We start from the raw sequence: 14376 nt of genomic DNA, 5'->3' as shown, positions 1-14376 counted from the left end.
CCGGCCCCGCAACGGGACGGCGGCCGTTCGGGGGAACGGCCGCCGTCCGGAGGTGTCGCGGGGGCGTCAGCGGGCCACGAAGGTGCCCGCCGCCTTGTCGTGCCAGCACTGCCGCCAGGGCCGGTCCACCAGGCACCACAGGGCGTTGAACAGGCCGACGCCGAGGACCCCGAGGCCCCCGTACACCAGCCAGCGGCCGAGTGCCGCGCCGAAGGACGGCGGCTGCCGGGATTCCAGTCCGCAAACGCGCACGCCGAACAGCTTCTTGCCCAGGGTCCGGCCCCAGCGGGCGACGGGGACCGCCTCGTAGAGCACCCCGAAGACGAGGTAGACGCCGAGGACGGCGGCGAGGTAGCCGCCGGTGGTGCCGTCGAGCAGCCAGACGGTGACGGTCTCTCCGCTGAGCCGGGCGGCGTCGATCTTGTCCTCGACGTGCTGGGTCGCGGGGGTCACGAACGGCAGCGCCGCGGCGGCGGTGACCGCGCCGGTGACGAGGGAGTCGACGATCCGGGCGCCGAGCCTGCGGCCGAGTCCGGCAGGCCGGCTCGACTCCTCCGCCATGCGCTGGAACAGCTCGTCGGTGGGGGGCCGCCAGCCCGCTGCGTCCTGGCCGGGGGCACCGGCCTGGGCGGGGACCCCGCCGGCGGCGGGCCAGCCGGCCGGCAGCGCGGGGCCGTCGACCGCGGCTCCCGGCGAGGCGGCCGGGGCGGCCGGGGCGGCTGAGGAGGCCGGCGAGGGGGTCACGGCGGGGGCGTCGGCCGCGGTCGGGGCGGCCGGGGCCGGGGTGGAGGCGCTCGGCGCGGCGGACTTCGCGGGTGCCGGGGAGGCCGGGGAGCCCGCGCCCGCCACCGGGGCGGCCGCGGCGCTGCCGGCCTCCGGCCAGACCGGGCGGTCCGGGGTCGTCGTGCCGGGTCCGGCCTTGGAGAGGGACGGCGGGGCGGCCGGCCCGTCGGACGTGGCCGCGCCGGACTTGGCCAGGGCAACCGCCGGTGTCGGGGCGGCGGGCGAGGCCTGTGCCGGCACGGACGGGGTGGCGCCCGGCACGGCGGCGGGGGTCCGCTCCGCGGACTCCGCGGCCGGGTCGGCGACGGTCGGGCTCGCGGCCCTGGCCGCCGCGGGCTCGCCCCAGGTGACCTTGCGGTCGCGGTCGCCGCCGAAGCCCGACTGCTGGGCCGCGTCGGCCTTCCACTCGGGGCGGGCGTCGGCCGGCTCGGGTGCGGTACGGGGGTCGCGGGCCCGTGGGTCGCCGGGGCGGCGGTCCTCCGGCCCGGCGTCCTCGGTACCGGCCGCGGGGGCGGCGTCCCCGGCGCGGTCCTCGGCACCGCCCTCGGATGCCTCCGCTTCCGGGAGTTCGTCGAAGAAGACCGGCCCGGTCTCCTCCGCCGCCGGCACCGCGGGGGCGTCCTCGGTGCGGGGCGTGCGGGGTGGGGTGGGGGGCGCGGGCGCCGGCGCGGGGCGCGCGGAGGCGCCGGGCGCGCCGGCGGATGCGGCCGGGCGGCTCGTACCCGGGACCCAGGCGGAGCCGTTCCAGTACCGGACGAAGCCCGGGATGGACGGGTCCGGGTAGTAGCCCTCTCGGGGCGCCGTCTCTCCGTCACCAGGGGAGGCCGTCATGTCCCCAACTCCGATCGTCCGCCAGTGCCGCTCGTGCCGCGTGCCGTTCCGCTTGTGCCTGGAGGAGACCTTAGCCAAGAAGCACCGTCCTCCAGGACCGGGAACGGGAGAAAGGCCGCCATCGGGCGACCTCGGGCCGCGACGACGGGTTCCGGTCAACCGACAGATTTCGGCCAACCTCGCGCTGGTTCCCGGAAGTCGCGTCATACCCGGCCGTCACCGTGCTCTCTCGGGGTAGCGGGCCACGTGCCACCGCCCGCCGCACACCCAGAGAGGAACTCCCATGCACTACACCGTCGTGGAGCGAGAGCTCGAACTGAAGCTGGTCCTGTCCCCCGAGCGCAGCATTGCGGTCCCGGCCCGCCTGACCTACCGCGCGGACGACCCGTACGCCGTCCACGTCACCTTCCACGTCGGTTCGAGCGCCCCGGTCAACTGGACCTTCGCCCGCGAGCTGCTGGTCGAGGGCGTGTTCCGGCCGTGCGGCCACGGCGACGTGCGCATCTGGCCCACCAAGGTCGACTCGCACAGCGTGATCTGCGTGGCCCTCAGCTCCCCCGACGGCGACGCCCTCCTGGAGGCGCCGGCCACCTCCGTCTCGGCCTGGCTGGAGCGCACCCTGCACGCGGTCCCGCCGGGTACGGAGTCCGAGCGGCTCGGCCTGGACGACGCGCTGGCCGAACTGCTCGCGCCCACCCCGGCGGACGACCTGTGGCTGCGGGACCCGTGGCCGTCGGACGAGTCCGCCGAGGGCGAGTGACCGGCCGGCAGGGGCGGGACGGCCGAGGCGGGCGCGACGGCCCGGCCACCCGCGCCGGCAGGACCGGTCGGAGCAGGACCGGTCAGAAGAGCTTGCCGGGGTTGAGCAGGCCCAGCGGGTCGAAGGCCTGTTTCACCGCGCGCTGCATCTCGACGCCCACCGGACCCAGTTCGCGCGCCAGCCACTCCTTCTTCAGCACCCCGACGCCGTGTTCGCCGGTGATGGTCCCGCCCAGGGCGAGCCCCAGAGCCATGATCTCGTCGAAGGACTCGCGGGCCCGGCGCGCCTCGTCCTCGTCCGCCGGGTCGAAGCAGACCACGGGGTGGGTGTTGCCGTCCCCGGCGTGCGCGCAGACACCGATGGTCAGCCCGTACTTCCGGCCGATCTCCGTGGTGCCGGCCAGCATCTCGGCCAGCTTCGACCGGGGCACGCACACGTCGTCGATCATCGTGGCCGGGCGCAGGGTCTCCAGCGCGGTCAGCGCGAGCCGGCGGGCCTGGAGCAGCAGCGCGGACTCCGCCTCGTCCTCGGCGGGGACGACCCGGGTGGCCCCGGCCGCCAGGCACAGCTCCCCCACGGCGGCCAGGTCGGCGGCCGGGTCGGGGGTGTCGAAGGCGGCGAGCAGCAGCGCCTCGGTGGTCTCCGGGAGCCCCATCCTCCCGAGCCGGTTGACGGCCCGGACGGTCGTACGGTCCATCAGCTCCAGCAGGGAGGGCGTGTGCCCGCGCTCCATCACCGCGCAGACCGCCGCGCAGGCGGCGGCCGCGGACGGGAACTCGGCGGCCAGCGCGAGCTGCCGGGGCGGGGCCGGCTTCAGGGCGAGCACGGCCCGTACGACGACGCCGAGGCTGCCCTCGGAGCCGACGAACAGCCGCGTGAGGTCGTACCCGGCGACGCCCTTGGCCGTACGGCGGCCCGTGCGCAGCAGCCGTCCGTCGGCCAGCACCACGTCGAGGCCGAGCACGTACTCGGCGGTCACCCCGTACTTCACGCAGCACAGTCCGCCGGAGGCGGTGCCGATGTTGCCGCCGATGGTGCACTGCTCCCAGCTGGAGGGGTCGGGCGGGTAGGCCAGGCCGTGGTCGGCGACGGCGCGGGAGAGCGCGGCGTTGACGACACCGGGTTCGACCACGGCGATCCGGTCGACCGCGCTGATCTCCAGGATCCGGTCCATCTTCAGCAGGGAGAGCACGATGCAGCCGTCGGAGGCGTTGGCGGCGCCGGACAGGCCGGTGCGGGCGCCCTGCGGGACGACCGGGACGCGCAGCGCGGTGGCGGTGCGCATCACGTGCTGGACCTGTTCGACGGTACGCGGCAGGACGACCACCGCGGGGCTGCCGGCGGCGCAGAAGCTGGCCATGTCGGTGGCGTAGGAGGCGGTGACGTCCGGGTCGGTGAGCACGGCCTCGGCGGGGAGGCCTTCGAGGAGCCTGCCGGCGAGAGCGGCGCGGAGATCGTCCATGGCCTCAGCCTGGCACCAAGGGCCATCGGTGTGAACCCGGCGGCGAACCGGTTCGGCCAGCCCCGGAAAGCTCTTCATATTGACGCACAGTGAGCGCATGGAAGAGGAATCCCAGCGACCGCCCGTGACCTTCAGCCGGCGCAGGACCGCGCTGACCGCCGCCACGGCGGTGGTGCTGATCGCCGGTGCCCTCGTGATCCGGCCCGCCCGTCCGGACGCCGTGGACCACCGCCCGCCCCGGGCCGAGCTGCGGGCGATGGCGGCCGTGGGGATGGGTGCCCCGGCGGCCGCGGCGGACCTGGGCACGCTCATCGCCGACCGTGAGGGGTGGCTGCGCGCACACCCACGGGACGACGGCTCGTGGGCGGTGCTCGGCACGGCGTACCTGGAACAGGCGCGGCGCACCGCGGACTCCGGCGACTTCCCGCGGGCGGAGCGGGCGCTGAAGCGCTCGCTGGAGCTGCGGCCCGCGGGGAAGGGGAACCTCGACGCGATGGTCGGGATGGGGGCGCTCGCCAACGCCCGGCGGGACTTCGCCACGGGCAAGCGGTGGGGCGAGCTGGTCCGGGCACAGTCGCCGGGGCGGTGGACGGCGTACCCGGTGCTGGTGGACGCGTACTCGGGGCTCGGGGACTACAAGGCCGCCGAGAAGGCGATGGAGAAGCTGGTCTCGCTGCGGCCGGGGCTGGCCGCGTACCTGCGGGCGGCCCAGGTGTACCGGGACCGGGGCTGGCGCGAGGACGCGATGGCCGCGATGGAGCAGGCCTCGGCCGCGGCGAAGACGCCGGCGGAGAAGGCGTACGTGCTGTACCGGACGGGCGAGCTGTTCTGGGAGCGCGGCGAGACGGCGGAGGCGCTGTCGCGGTACGAGGCCGCGCTGCGCACGGACCCGGCGCAGGCCCGGGCGCTGGGCGGCCGGGCGCGGGTGCTGGCGGCGCTGGGGCGCACGGGCGAGGCGGTCGCGGACTACCGGAAGGCGCTGGAGAAGGTGCCCGAGGCGGGCTTCGCGCTGGAGCTGGGCGAGCTGCTGGAGTCGTCCGGGCAGCGGGAGGAGGCCGCGGAGCCGTACGCGGTGCTGCGGGGGCTGGTGGCGCGGGAGGCCGCGCACGGGGTGAACGAGACGGTGACGCTGGGCCTGTTCGAGGCGGACCACGGCGACCCGGCGGCCGCGGTGCGGATGCTGCGGGCGGAGTGGGGCCGGGCGAAGAGCGTGCAGGTGGCGGACGCGCTGGGGTGGGCGCTGCACCGGACGGGCGACGACGCGGGGGCGCTGGAGTACGCGGTGAAGGCGACGGATCCCGGGCTGCGGAGCGCGGAGTTCGCCTACCACCGGGCGGAGATCGAGCGGGCGCTGGGCGACGAGGCCGCGGCGCGGCGGCACCTCCAGGAGGCGCTGCGGACGAATCCGGTGTTCTCGCCGGTACGGGCGCCGCTGGCGAAGTCGGCCCTGGAGGCCATCGGCCAGCCGGCGCCGGGTGGGCCGGAACACGTGCGGCCGGTCACTCCGTGGGTGCCGCCGGAGATGCCGAAGCCGAAGCCTGCGGCGGCGGCTGTGGGTGGGGGCACGGCTGCGGCTGCGGATCCGGCTCCGGCTCCGGCTCCCGCTTCGCCGAAGCGGGTGGCTCCTGCGGAGCCGAAGCGGGCCCCGCGGGCCGCTGTTCCGGCCGAGCCGAAGTCGGCTCCCGCCGAGCCGAAGCGGGAGCCTGCGGCGCCGGAGCGGGAGCGGGAGCCTGCCGGCGGCGCGCCGAAGCGGACGGAGCCGAAGCGGTAGCCGCCTGCCGGTCGCCCGTAGCCGCCTGCCGGTCGCCGGTCGCCGGTTGCCGGTTGCCGGTTGCCGTGCCGGAAGCCGTGCCGGAAGCCGTGCCGGAAGCCGTGGCACCTGCCGGTGAGTGGTGGTGGAAGCCGGGACCCCGGGGTCCCGGGCGCCCCCCACCAGCGCCCGGGCCCGCGGCCCCGAAGTCGGTCGGCCCGCAGCCGCCGGACCGAAGCGAAGGTTCCCCACCCCGCCCTCCCCCAGACTTCGTCCGGGGGGACCCCCACGCCTCAAACGCCGGCGAGGCTGGGTATGACGGCAGTGCCGCGCACCCCGGGCTCCGGGCTCCGGGCTCCGGGCTCCGGGCTCCGGGCTCCGGGCTCCGGACACGGATTCAGTGCCGGGGGCCCACATCAAGCCCCGCCGGCGATTGAGGCGCGGGGGTGCGGGGGCGGAGCCCCCGCGGTGGGCGCGGGGGTACCGGCTCCCCACTGGCTACGGCGGCCCGGTACCCCAGCGCGCCACACGGCGGCCCGGTACCCCGGCGCACCGCACCGCGGCCCGGTACCCAGACGCGCCGCACGGCTACAGGTTGCCGCGCTTCTCCTGCTCCCGCTCGATCGCCTCGAACAGGGCCTTGAAGTTGCCCTTGCCGAAGCCCATCGAGCCGTGCCGCTCGATGATCTCGAAGAAGACGGTCGGGCGGTCCTGCACCGGCTTGGTGAAGATCTGCAGCAGGTAGCCGTCCTCGTCCCGGTCCGCGAGGATCTTCAGCTCGCGCAGCTCGTCGATCGGCACACGCGTGTCGCCGACCCACTCGCCGAGCGTGTCGTAGTACGTGTCGGGCACGGTCAGGAACTGGACGCCGGCCGCGCGCATGGTGCGCACGGTGTTGACGATGTCGTTCGTGGCGAGGGCGATGTGCTGGACCCCCGGGCCGTTGTAGAACTCCAGGTACTCGTCGATCTGCGACTTCTTCTTCGCGATCGCCGGCTCGTTGATCGGGAACTTCACCTTCTTGGTGCCGTCCGCGACCACCTTGGACATCAGCGCCGAGTACTCGGTCGCGATGTCGTCGCCCACGAACTCCTTCATGTTCGTGAAGCCCATGACCTTGTTGTAGAAGCCGACCCACTCGTCCATGCGGCCCAGCTCGACGTTGCCGACGCAGTGGTCGATCGCCTGGAAGGTGCGCTTGGCCGGCGGCGCGACCAGCGGGTCGACGGCGGTGTAGCCCGGCAGGTAGGGGCCGGTGTAGTTCGTCCGCTCGACCAGCGTGTGGCGGGTCTGGCCGTACGTGGCGATCGCGGCCAGCACGACGGTGCCGTGCTCGTCGGCGATCTCGTACGGCTCGTCCAGGCCGCGCGCGCCCTGCTCGACGGCGTACTTGTACGCGGCGCGGACGTCCGGCACCTCGATGGCGAGGTCGATGACGCCGTCACCGTGCTCGGCGACGTGCTCCGCGATGAAGCGGCCGTGGTCGGTCGTCGGCTTGATGACCGAGGTCAGGACGAAGCGGGCGGAGCCGTTGGTGAGGACGTAGCTCGCGGTCTCGCGGCTGCCGTTCTCCGGTCCGGCGTACGCCACCAGCTTCATGCCGAAGGCCGTGGAGTAGTAGTGCGCGGCCTGCTTGGCGTTGCCGACGGCGAACACGACCGCGTCCATTCCCTTCACCGGGAAGGGGTCGGCCTCGCGCTCGGTGTGGGGGGTGTGATCCAGGGTCTCAGTCATGAGCGCAGATTCCCGCTGTTCCACAAGCTGCGCAATAGTTTGTTGTTTCGCTGTGCAATATGCCCAGCATGGTGGCAGGATCGGCGGGCGCTCTGTACAGGATGACCAGCCCAGGAGGGCTCATGGGGATCGACCGCCTCGACGGCAGGCTCATCGTGCTGCTCGCCCGCGAACCGCGCATCGGCGTGCTGGAGGCCTCGCGCCGCCTCGGGGTCGCGCGGGGCACCGTGCAGGCCCGCCTCGACCGGCTGCAGGCCAACGGCGTGATCCGCGGCTTCGGGCCGCAGGTGGACCCGGCGGCACTCGGCTATCCGGTGACCGCCTTCGCGACGCTGGAGATCAAGCAGGGCCAGGGGGCCGACGTACGGGCCCACCTGGCGACCGTTCCCGAGGTGCTGGAACTCCACACGACCACAGGCCACGGCGACATGCTGTGCCGGCTGGTGGCGCGCTCCAACGCCGACCTCCAGCGGGTGATCGACCGGGTCGTGGGCTTCGAGGGGATCGTGCGCGCGTCCACGGCGATCGTGATGGAGAACCCCGTGCCGCTGCGCGTCATCCCGCTCGTCGAGCAGGCCGCGGAGGACCACGAGGAGTAGCGGCGGGCGGGGGGACGGACCGGCCGACCGAAGGCGCCCCGAAGATGCAAAGGAGTAGTTGCAAAGAAACCCTTGCACAGACTTCTTTGCAACTCTAGGGTGGTGCCATGCCCGAGAATCCCGAAGGCCCCGCGCCCGACGCCGAGGCCGCGAAGGCCCCGTCCGACCGGCCCGACCGGACCGTCCACGAGCTGGACGCCCGGACCCTCCGGGGGCTCGCGCACCCGCTGCGCATGCGCCTGCTGAAGGCGCTGCGCTCCAACGGCCCCGCCACCGCCTCCCAACTCGCCGAGCAGCTGGGCGAGTCGAGCGGGGCCACCAGCTACCACCTCCGCCAGCTCGCGGCGTACGGGTTCGTCGAGGACGCACCCGAGCACGGCAAGGGCCGCGAGCGGTGGTGGAAGTCCGCCCACTACGGCACCCGGCTGCCGGAATCGGTGGCCATCGACCCCAACCCCGAGGTCCGGGGCGCGGTGGACCTCTTCCGGCACGAGGTCGCGACGATCCACGCCCAGGAGGCGGGCACCTGGATCGCGAACTCGCACGACTGGCCGCAGGAATGGCAACTGGCGTCGGACCTCAGCGACTTCACGCTGCGGCTGACCGCCGCCGAGACCGCCGAGCTGGTCCGCAAGCTCCACGACGTGATCAACAGCTACGACCGGACCGAGCCGGCCGAGGACGCCCGGATGGTCCGCTTCCACGTGCACGCCCTGCCCCGCACCCAGGACCAGGGCACCACCGACTAGCCCGCACCCTCCTCACGACACCCTGACACCGGGCGGCACTTGACCCGCCGCCCGTCGCGCCGCCGTGCCCGCACGGCGGCGGCCCCTCCCCAGCGGCGCTTGACCCGCCGTGTCCACCGCCGCGCGTCCACCGCGGCGTACGGGCCCCCGCGCACCCACCCCGGCCGCGGCGCGCCCTCCCCTGCCCGGACGCCGGTCCGCGCACCCACGTGCCCGGGCCACGGCCCGCGCACCCACACCCCACAGAAGGAGTCCTGCCATGCACACCTTCAGCGACACCCACACCCAGGCCCACTGCGCCCGCGCCGCCGAGCTCCGCGCCGCGGCCCGCGACTGGCAGCTGGCCCACGAGGCCGGCCGGACCGGCCGCGCCCACGGCCTGCGGCACCGCCTCGGCGCGGCCCTGGTCGGGGCCGGCACCCGCCTCATGCACCCCGCGCCCGCGGCATGAGCGGTACCGCGCACCCGCCGGCCCCCTCCCGCAGGGGGCCCCTCGCGGCCCTGCTGGCCGCCAACACCGTCTCCATAGCAGGAAGTTCACTCACCCTGATCGGGGTGCCGTGGTTCGTGCTCCAGACCACCGGCAGCGCCGCGCGGGCCGGGGTGGTGGCCTTCTGCGCCACCCTGCCCATCGTGGTGGCCGCCCTGGCCGGCGGCCCCGTGATCGACCGGATCGGCCGCCGCCGCGTGTCGGTGCTGTCCGACCTGGTCTGCGGAGCGTCGGTCGGGGCGATCCCGCTGCTGCACCACGCGGGGCTGCTGGAGTTCCGGACGCTCTGCGCGCTGATGGCAGTCGGCGGACTGGTGCACACTCCCGGGCTCACCGCCCGCGGCGTGCTGCTGCCCAACCTCGCCCTGCACGCCGGGACCACCGTGACCCGGGCCGCGAGCCTGTACGACGGGGTCTCGCGCGGCGCCCGGATGCTGGGCGCCGCGCTGGCCGGCGCACTGATCGCCGTACTGGGCGCGGAGTCCGTGCTGCTGCTGGACGCCGGCACGTTCCTGGTGTCCGCCGCGCTGGTCGCCTTCGGGGTGCGCGGGGTGGCGGCTGCCGAGCCTCGGCCCGGCGCGGGAGCCGTCTCCCTCGCCTCGTACCGGGCCGAGCTGGGCGAGGGCTGGGCCTTCCTGGTCCGCAGCCGCCTGCTGCTCGGCGTGACCGTGATGGTCATGGTCACCAACGGCCTGGACCAGGCGTGGAGCGCGGTGCTGCTGCCGGTGCACGCGCGCCAGGAGCTGGGCGGGGCGGCGCAGCTGGGACTGCTGGTGGCCCTGTTCGGCGGGGCGGCGCTGCTGGGCGCGCTGCTGTACGGGGCGGTCGGCGAGCGCTTTCCGCGCCGGGCGGTGTTCGCCGCGGCCTTCCTGGTGAGCGGGCCGACCCGGTGGGCGGTGGCGGCGGCGACGGACACGGTGACGCCGCTGGCGGTGACGATGGCGCTGGCGGGCCTGGGGGCCGGGATGCTCAACCCGATCCTGACCACGATGGTCTTCGAGCGGGTCCCGGAGGAGCTGCGCAGCCGGGTCGCCGGGGTGTCCACGGCCGGGTGCGAGCTGGCCATGCCGCTGGGCGGCCTGGCGGCGGGACTGCTGGCCGAGGGGGCCGGGGTGACCGGTGCGCTGCTGGCGTTCGGGGCCGCGTACCTGCTGGCGACGCTCTCGCCGCTGGTGTTCCCGTCCTGGCGGACGATGGGACCGGAGTACGCCGTGATGGCCGCGGAGCCGGTCAGCAGCTCGGGACAGAGCCGCCCTTCTCCAGCGCCTTCAGGGCGGACACCGCACCCGACAGGGTCGTGACCGGAACCAGCCGCAGCCCGTCGGGCAGCTCGGCCTTGGCGTCGGAGCACTCCGCCTTCGGTACGAGGAACACGGTCGCGCCGTCGCGCTTGGCGGCCTGGGTCTTCAGGGCCACGCCGCCGACCGCGCCCACCTCGCCGGTGTCGGTGATGGTGCCGGTGCCCGCGATCACGCGGCCGCCGGTGAGGTCGCCGCCGCTGCCGTCGCCGTCGAGCTTGTCGACGATGCCGAGGGAGAACAGCAGGCCGGCGCTGGGGCCGCCCACGTCCGCGAGGGAGAGGTCGACCTTGACGGTCTTCGGGTCCTTCTTGAGGTAGCCGAGGGCCGCTGCGGTCGCGGCGTCCTGGGACTTCTGCATTTGCTCCAGGTTGTGCTGCTCGATCTCCTCGTCGTTTCCGCCCGTGGGGTAGACCGCCTCCTTGGGCAGCACCGCCCGGTCCGTGCGGAACCAGCTGCCGACCAGCTCGCCGAGGCCCACGTCGACGGAGGGGCCGGTGGCGAGGATGGTGGTCATCCTGAGCTGCCCCTCGGTCTTGCGGGTCGGGGCCCCGGTGATCGTGATGACCGGCTTGCCCTTCTGGGAGCCCAGGACGTCCGCCGTCAGCCCCGGACGCGCGAGCGCGAAGGGCAGCGGGGCGAAAGCCGCCACGGCGAGCAGCGCGAGCACGGGGACCGCGCAGATGCCGAGGGCGGTGGGGCGGGGCAGACGAGTGAGGCGTGAGAGCACCCGGCCAATCTAGCGGGCCGGGTGCTCGGGGCGGTTCCGGGCGGCTGTGCGCCCGGAGCCGGTGGGGCGGTCGTGCACGTACGCGCGTGGGGGGAGTGCGTACGCGGGCGGGCCGTCAGCGCAGGGCGTCGGCGACCTCTCGGGCCGCGTCGACCACGCGCGGGCCCACGCGCTCGGGCACGGCGTCGGCGAGCATGACGACGCCGACGCTGCCCTCCAGGCCCGTGATGCCGACCAGGGGCGCTGCGGCCCCGCTGGCGCCGGCTTCGAGTTCGCCGTGGGTGAGCGTGTACCCCGGGTCGTCGGGGGCGTTCTGGCGGGCGGCGAGGATGGCGCGTCCGGCGGCCCCGCGGTCCAGCGGGTGCCGGAAGCCGGCCCGGTAGGCGACGTGGTAGTCGGTCCAGGTCGGCTCCACCACGGCGACCGCGAGGGCCTCCGTGCCGTCCACGAGGGTCAGGTGCGCGGTGGCGCCTATGTCCTCGGCGAGCGACCGGAGCGCGGGCAGCGCGGCCTCGCGCACGAGCGGGTGGACCTGGCGGCCCAGCCTCAGCACGCCGAGCCCGACGCGGGCGCGGCCGCCCAGGTCACGGCGTACCAGCGCGTGCTGTTCCAGCGTGGCGAGGAGGCGGTAGACCACGGTGCGGTTGACGCCGAGCCGGTTGGAGAGCTCGGTGACGGTCAGACCGTGGTCGGTGTCGGCAAGGAGTTTGAGGACTCGAAGTCCTCTGTCGAGAGTCTGGGAGGTTTCCGCGGTCACGACGCCTCTCCCTCTGTGGTGAGCGGCGGTGATCTCTCACGGGGCGGTAGCGCTGCCGGTCCCATCGGCGACGCACGGAGAGGCCGCCGGATAAAGGCCATGAGCACCGGCTGCGCTCCGCGGCGGCGCTGCCACGGGGCGTTTCAATGCGGGGAAATGTAGCGACCGGGTCCGCTGAGCGGAAGCCCTCGTCCAGAATCCGGGCGGTAGCAAGCAATTTGCGCCGTTTCGGGACCAAGGTCTTTGCCATCGGGGACCTTATACGACCCGAAAGGGATTTACCGTTTCATTACCATCGGTATGGTCGACCGCACTTCGCGGTCAACGGCGAGGGCCCGTGCGTTCCTCCGCACGGGCCCTCGCCCCCGTTTCGTACGAAACCGGATCAGCGCATCCGGGTGGCCCACTCCTGGACCTTCTTGATGCGCTCGCGCAGCTGCCCCGCGGTGGCCTCCGCGCTCGGCGGGCCGCCGCAGACCCGGCGCAGCTCGGTGTGGATCACGCCGTGCGGCTTGCCGCTCTGGTGGACGTACGCACCGACCATGGTGTTGAGCGACTTGCGCAGCTCCAGCAGTTCCTTGTGCGACACGACGGGGCGCCGCTCGGCCGGCAGCTCCAGCAGGTCGGCCTCGGCGTCGGGCCTGCGCTTGCTGTGCGCGATCTGGCGGGCCTGCCGCTTCTGGAGCAGCAGCTGCACCTGGTCGGGCTCCAGCAGGCCAGGGATGCCGAGGTAGTCCTGCTCCTCCTCGCTGCCCGGGTGCGCCTGCATGCCGAATTCGGCGCCGTCGTAGAGGACGCGGTCGAAGACGGCGTCGGACTCCAGCGCCTCGAAGGGCAGCATGTCCTGCTCGCCGGTGTCCTCGTCCTGCTGCTTGTTCGCCTCGTCCATCTCCTTCTCGGACTCGGCGTACGGGTCTTCCTCCCCGCCCTCCTTCTTGGGCTTGTCGAGCACGTGGTCGCGCTCGACCTCCATCTCGTTGGCGAAGCCGAGGAGGTAGGGAATCGTCGGAAGGAACACGGAGGCGGTCTCGCCGCGCCTGCGCGAGCGCACGAAGCGGCCGACGGCCTGGGCGAAGAACAGCGGGGTGGAAATCGTCGTCGCGTACACGCCGACGGCGAGGCGCGGTACGTCGACGCCCTCGGACACCATGCGGACCGCGACCATCCAGCGGTCGTCGTTCCCGCTGAAGGTGTCGATGTGCTTGGAGGCACCCGCGTCGTCGGAGAGCACGAGGGTGGCCTTGGTACCGGTGATCTCGCGGATCAGCTTGGCGTACGCGCGGGCCGAGTCCTGGTCGGAGGCGATCACCAGGCCGCCGGCGTCCGGGATGCCCTTGCGCACCTCCGTCAGCCGCTGGTCGGCGGCGCGCAGCACGTTGGGCATCCAGTCGCCGCGCGGGTCGAGCGCGGTGCGCCAGGCCTGGGAGATGGCGTCCTTGGTCATGGGTTCGCCGAGGCGGGCCGCGATCTCGTCGCCGGCCTTCGTGCGCCACCGCATGTTTCCGCTGTAGGACAGGAAAATGACGGGACGAACCACCCCGTCGCCGAGAGCGTTCCCATATCCGTACGTGTAATCGGCGGACGATCTCCTGATTCCGTCATTCCCTTCCTCGTACGTGACGAAAGGAATGGGATTCGTGTCGGAACGGAAAGGGGTTCCGGTGAGCGCGAGGCGGCGGGTCGCCGGGTCGAACGCCTCCAGGCAGGCCTCGCCCCAGGACTTCGAGTCACCGGCGTGGTGGATCTCGTCGAGGATGACGAGCGTCTTGCGCTGCTCGCAGCGGTTGCGGTGGAGCATCGGGCGCACGCCGACACCGGCGTAGGTGACCGCGACGCCGTGGTACTCCTTGCTCAGCGGTCCGGCGGAGTACTCGGGGTCGAGCCGGATGCCTATCCGGGCGGCCGCCTCGGCCCACTGCTTCTTCAGGTGCTCGGTGGGGGCGACCACGGTCACCTGCTGCACGACGTGGTGGTGCAGCAGCCACGAGGCGAGGGTGAGCGCGAAGGTCGTCTTGCCGGCGCCGGGCGTCGCGACGGCGAGGAAGTCGCGGGGCTGCGTCTGGATGTACTTGTCCAGCGCCCCCTGCTGCCAGGCACGCAGCTTGCTGGCGGTACCCCAGGGGGCACGGCCGGGAAAGGCGGGTGAGAGGTGGTGGGAGGCGGTAGTAGTCACGGTCTCCGGTTCGGGGCTCTCGGCTGTACGGGCGGTCGCACGCGCAGTGACGGGCCCGCCGGCACGTGCGGGACGGGCACGTCGTGCGGGCTCAAGGGCGGTCGTACGTAAGGACAACCGGGCCACCCTACCGGTGCCGCCGACCCACGTGCGGGCAGACGAGGCCGTGACCTCGGGGGGTGCGGCGAGACTCACATCCGGGGGCACGGGGGAATACGAGTGCCCGGCCGGGCGGGCGGGGCCGGACGCCCCGGCGCCCC

Annotated in this window: 12 protein-coding genes; 6 read left to right on the top strand and 6 right to left on the bottom strand. The window is 74.0% G+C overall.

Annotation, left to right across the window (positions count from 1 at the left end; all coding sequences use genetic code 11):
• Positions 1–66: 66 nt before the first annotated feature.
• On the bottom strand, positions 67–1614 hold the full coding sequence (locus ACIF6F_RS12050) for an RDD family protein (RefSeq protein ID WP_399944810.1): 1548 nt from the start codon (positions 1612–1614) through the stop codon (positions 67–69).
• 283 nt (positions 1615–1897) lie between these two features.
• On the opposite strand from ACIF6F_RS12050, the gene ACIF6F_RS12045 reads away from it, so the two are divergent.
• Positions 1898–2374, top strand: a complete 477-nt coding sequence (locus tag ACIF6F_RS12045; protein WP_399944807.1) for an SsgA family sporulation/cell division regulator — start codon at positions 1898–1900, stop codon at positions 2372–2374.
• A gap of 82 nt (positions 2375–2456) precedes the next feature.
• Here the strand turns inward: ACIF6F_RS12045 and ACIF6F_RS12040 are convergent, their stop codons facing one another.
• Complete coding sequence (locus tag ACIF6F_RS12040; RefSeq protein ID WP_399944805.1) at positions 2457–3836, bottom strand: FAD-binding oxidoreductase; 1380 nt, start codon at positions 3834–3836, stop codon at positions 2457–2459.
• A 97-nt stretch (positions 3837–3933) separates the two neighbouring features.
• On the opposite strand from ACIF6F_RS12040, the gene ACIF6F_RS12035 reads away from it, so the two are divergent.
• Positions 3934–5607 carry a tetratricopeptide repeat protein gene (locus ACIF6F_RS12035; RefSeq protein WP_399944804.1) on the top strand — a complete coding sequence of 558 codons (1674 nt, stop codon included), beginning with the start codon at positions 3934–3936 and terminating at the stop codon, positions 5605–5607.
• Between the two features lie 567 nt (positions 5608–6174).
• Here the strand turns inward: ACIF6F_RS12035 and hppD are convergent.
• Complete coding sequence (gene hppD, locus ACIF6F_RS12030; RefSeq protein ID WP_399944802.1) at positions 6175–7320, bottom strand: 4-hydroxyphenylpyruvate dioxygenase; 1146 nt, start codon at positions 7318–7320, stop codon at positions 6175–6177.
• A gap of 122 nt (positions 7321–7442) precedes the next feature.
• Between hppD and ACIF6F_RS12025 the strand changes: the two genes are divergently transcribed.
• The 4 genes from ACIF6F_RS12025 (at position 7443) to ACIF6F_RS12010 (ending at position 10459) form a co-directional block, all read left to right on the top strand.
• Positions 7443–7919, top strand: a complete 477-nt coding sequence (locus ACIF6F_RS12025) for an Lrp/AsnC family transcriptional regulator (RefSeq protein ID WP_399944800.1) — start codon at positions 7443–7445, stop codon at positions 7917–7919.
• Positions 7920–8026: 107 nt separating this feature from the next.
• Complete coding sequence (locus tag ACIF6F_RS12020) at positions 8027–8668, top strand: ArsR/SmtB family transcription factor (protein WP_399944798.1); 642 nt, start codon at positions 8027–8029, stop codon at positions 8666–8668.
• 259 nt (positions 8669–8927) lie between these two features.
• A complete protein-coding gene (locus tag ACIF6F_RS12015; RefSeq protein ID WP_399944797.1) occupies positions 8928–9119 on the top strand; it encodes a hypothetical protein in 192 nt (63 codons plus the stop codon).
• A complete protein-coding gene (locus tag ACIF6F_RS12010) occupies positions 9116–10459 on the top strand; it encodes an MFS transporter (protein ID WP_399944794.1) in 1344 nt (447 codons plus the stop codon). The genes ACIF6F_RS12015 and ACIF6F_RS12010 overlap by 4 nt, the downstream gene beginning before the upstream one ends.
• Here ACIF6F_RS12010 and ACIF6F_RS12005 read toward each other — a convergent pair.
• The 3 genes from ACIF6F_RS12005 to ACIF6F_RS11995 form a co-directional block, all read right to left on the bottom strand.
• Entirely contained in the window at positions 10389–11186 is a 798-nt protein-coding gene (locus tag ACIF6F_RS12005; protein WP_399944792.1) for a S16 family serine protease, read from the bottom strand. The genes ACIF6F_RS12010 and ACIF6F_RS12005 overlap by 71 nt on opposite strands.
• Positions 11187–11301: 115 nt before the next feature.
• On the bottom strand, positions 11302–11943 hold the full coding sequence (locus tag ACIF6F_RS12000) for an IclR family transcriptional regulator (protein ID WP_399944790.1): 642 nt from the start codon (positions 11941–11943) through the stop codon (positions 11302–11304).
• A gap of 385 nt (positions 11944–12328) precedes the next feature.
• Positions 12329–14116 carry a DEAD/DEAH box helicase gene (locus tag ACIF6F_RS11995; protein ID WP_399944788.1) on the bottom strand — a complete coding sequence of 596 codons (1788 nt, stop codon included), beginning with the start codon at positions 14114–14116 and terminating at the stop codon, positions 12329–12331.
• Between the last annotated feature and the right edge of the window lie 260 nt (positions 14117–14376).

Source organism: Streptomyces sp. NPDC086023, assembly GCF_044540325.1.
Lineage (GTDB): Bacteria > Actinomycetota > Actinomycetes > Streptomycetales > Streptomycetaceae > Streptomyces.
This window is presented reverse-complemented; position numbering and strand designations above follow the sequence as displayed.

Coding starts and splice junctions, on each gene's coding strand:
- ACIF6F_RS12050 (WP_399944810.1), bottom strand. CDS start 1,614: ATGACGGCCTCCCCTGGTGACGGAGAGACGGCGCCCCGAGAGGGCTAC.
- ACIF6F_RS12045 (WP_399944807.1), top strand. CDS start 1,898: ATGCACTACACCGTCGTGGAGCGAGAGCTCGAACTGAAGCTGGTCCTG.
- ACIF6F_RS12040 (WP_399944805.1), bottom strand. CDS start 3,836: ATGGACGATCTCCGCGCCGCTCTCGCCGGCAGGCTCCTCGAAGGCCTC.
- ACIF6F_RS12035 (WP_399944804.1), top strand. CDS start 3,934: ATGGAAGAGGAATCCCAGCGACCGCCCGTGACCTTCAGCCGGCGCAGG.
- hppD (WP_399944802.1), bottom strand. CDS start 7,320: ATGACTGAGACCCTGGATCACACCCCCCACACCGAGCGCGAGGCCGAC.
- ACIF6F_RS12025 (WP_399944800.1), top strand. CDS start 7,443: ATGGGGATCGACCGCCTCGACGGCAGGCTCATCGTGCTGCTCGCCCGC.
- ACIF6F_RS12020 (WP_399944798.1), top strand. CDS start 8,027: ATGCCCGAGAATCCCGAAGGCCCCGCGCCCGACGCCGAGGCCGCGAAG.
- ACIF6F_RS12015 (WP_399944797.1), top strand. CDS start 8,928: ATGCACACCTTCAGCGACACCCACACCCAGGCCCACTGCGCCCGCGCC.
- ACIF6F_RS12010 (WP_399944794.1), top strand. CDS start 9,116: ATGAGCGGTACCGCGCACCCGCCGGCCCCCTCCCGCAGGGGGCCCCTC.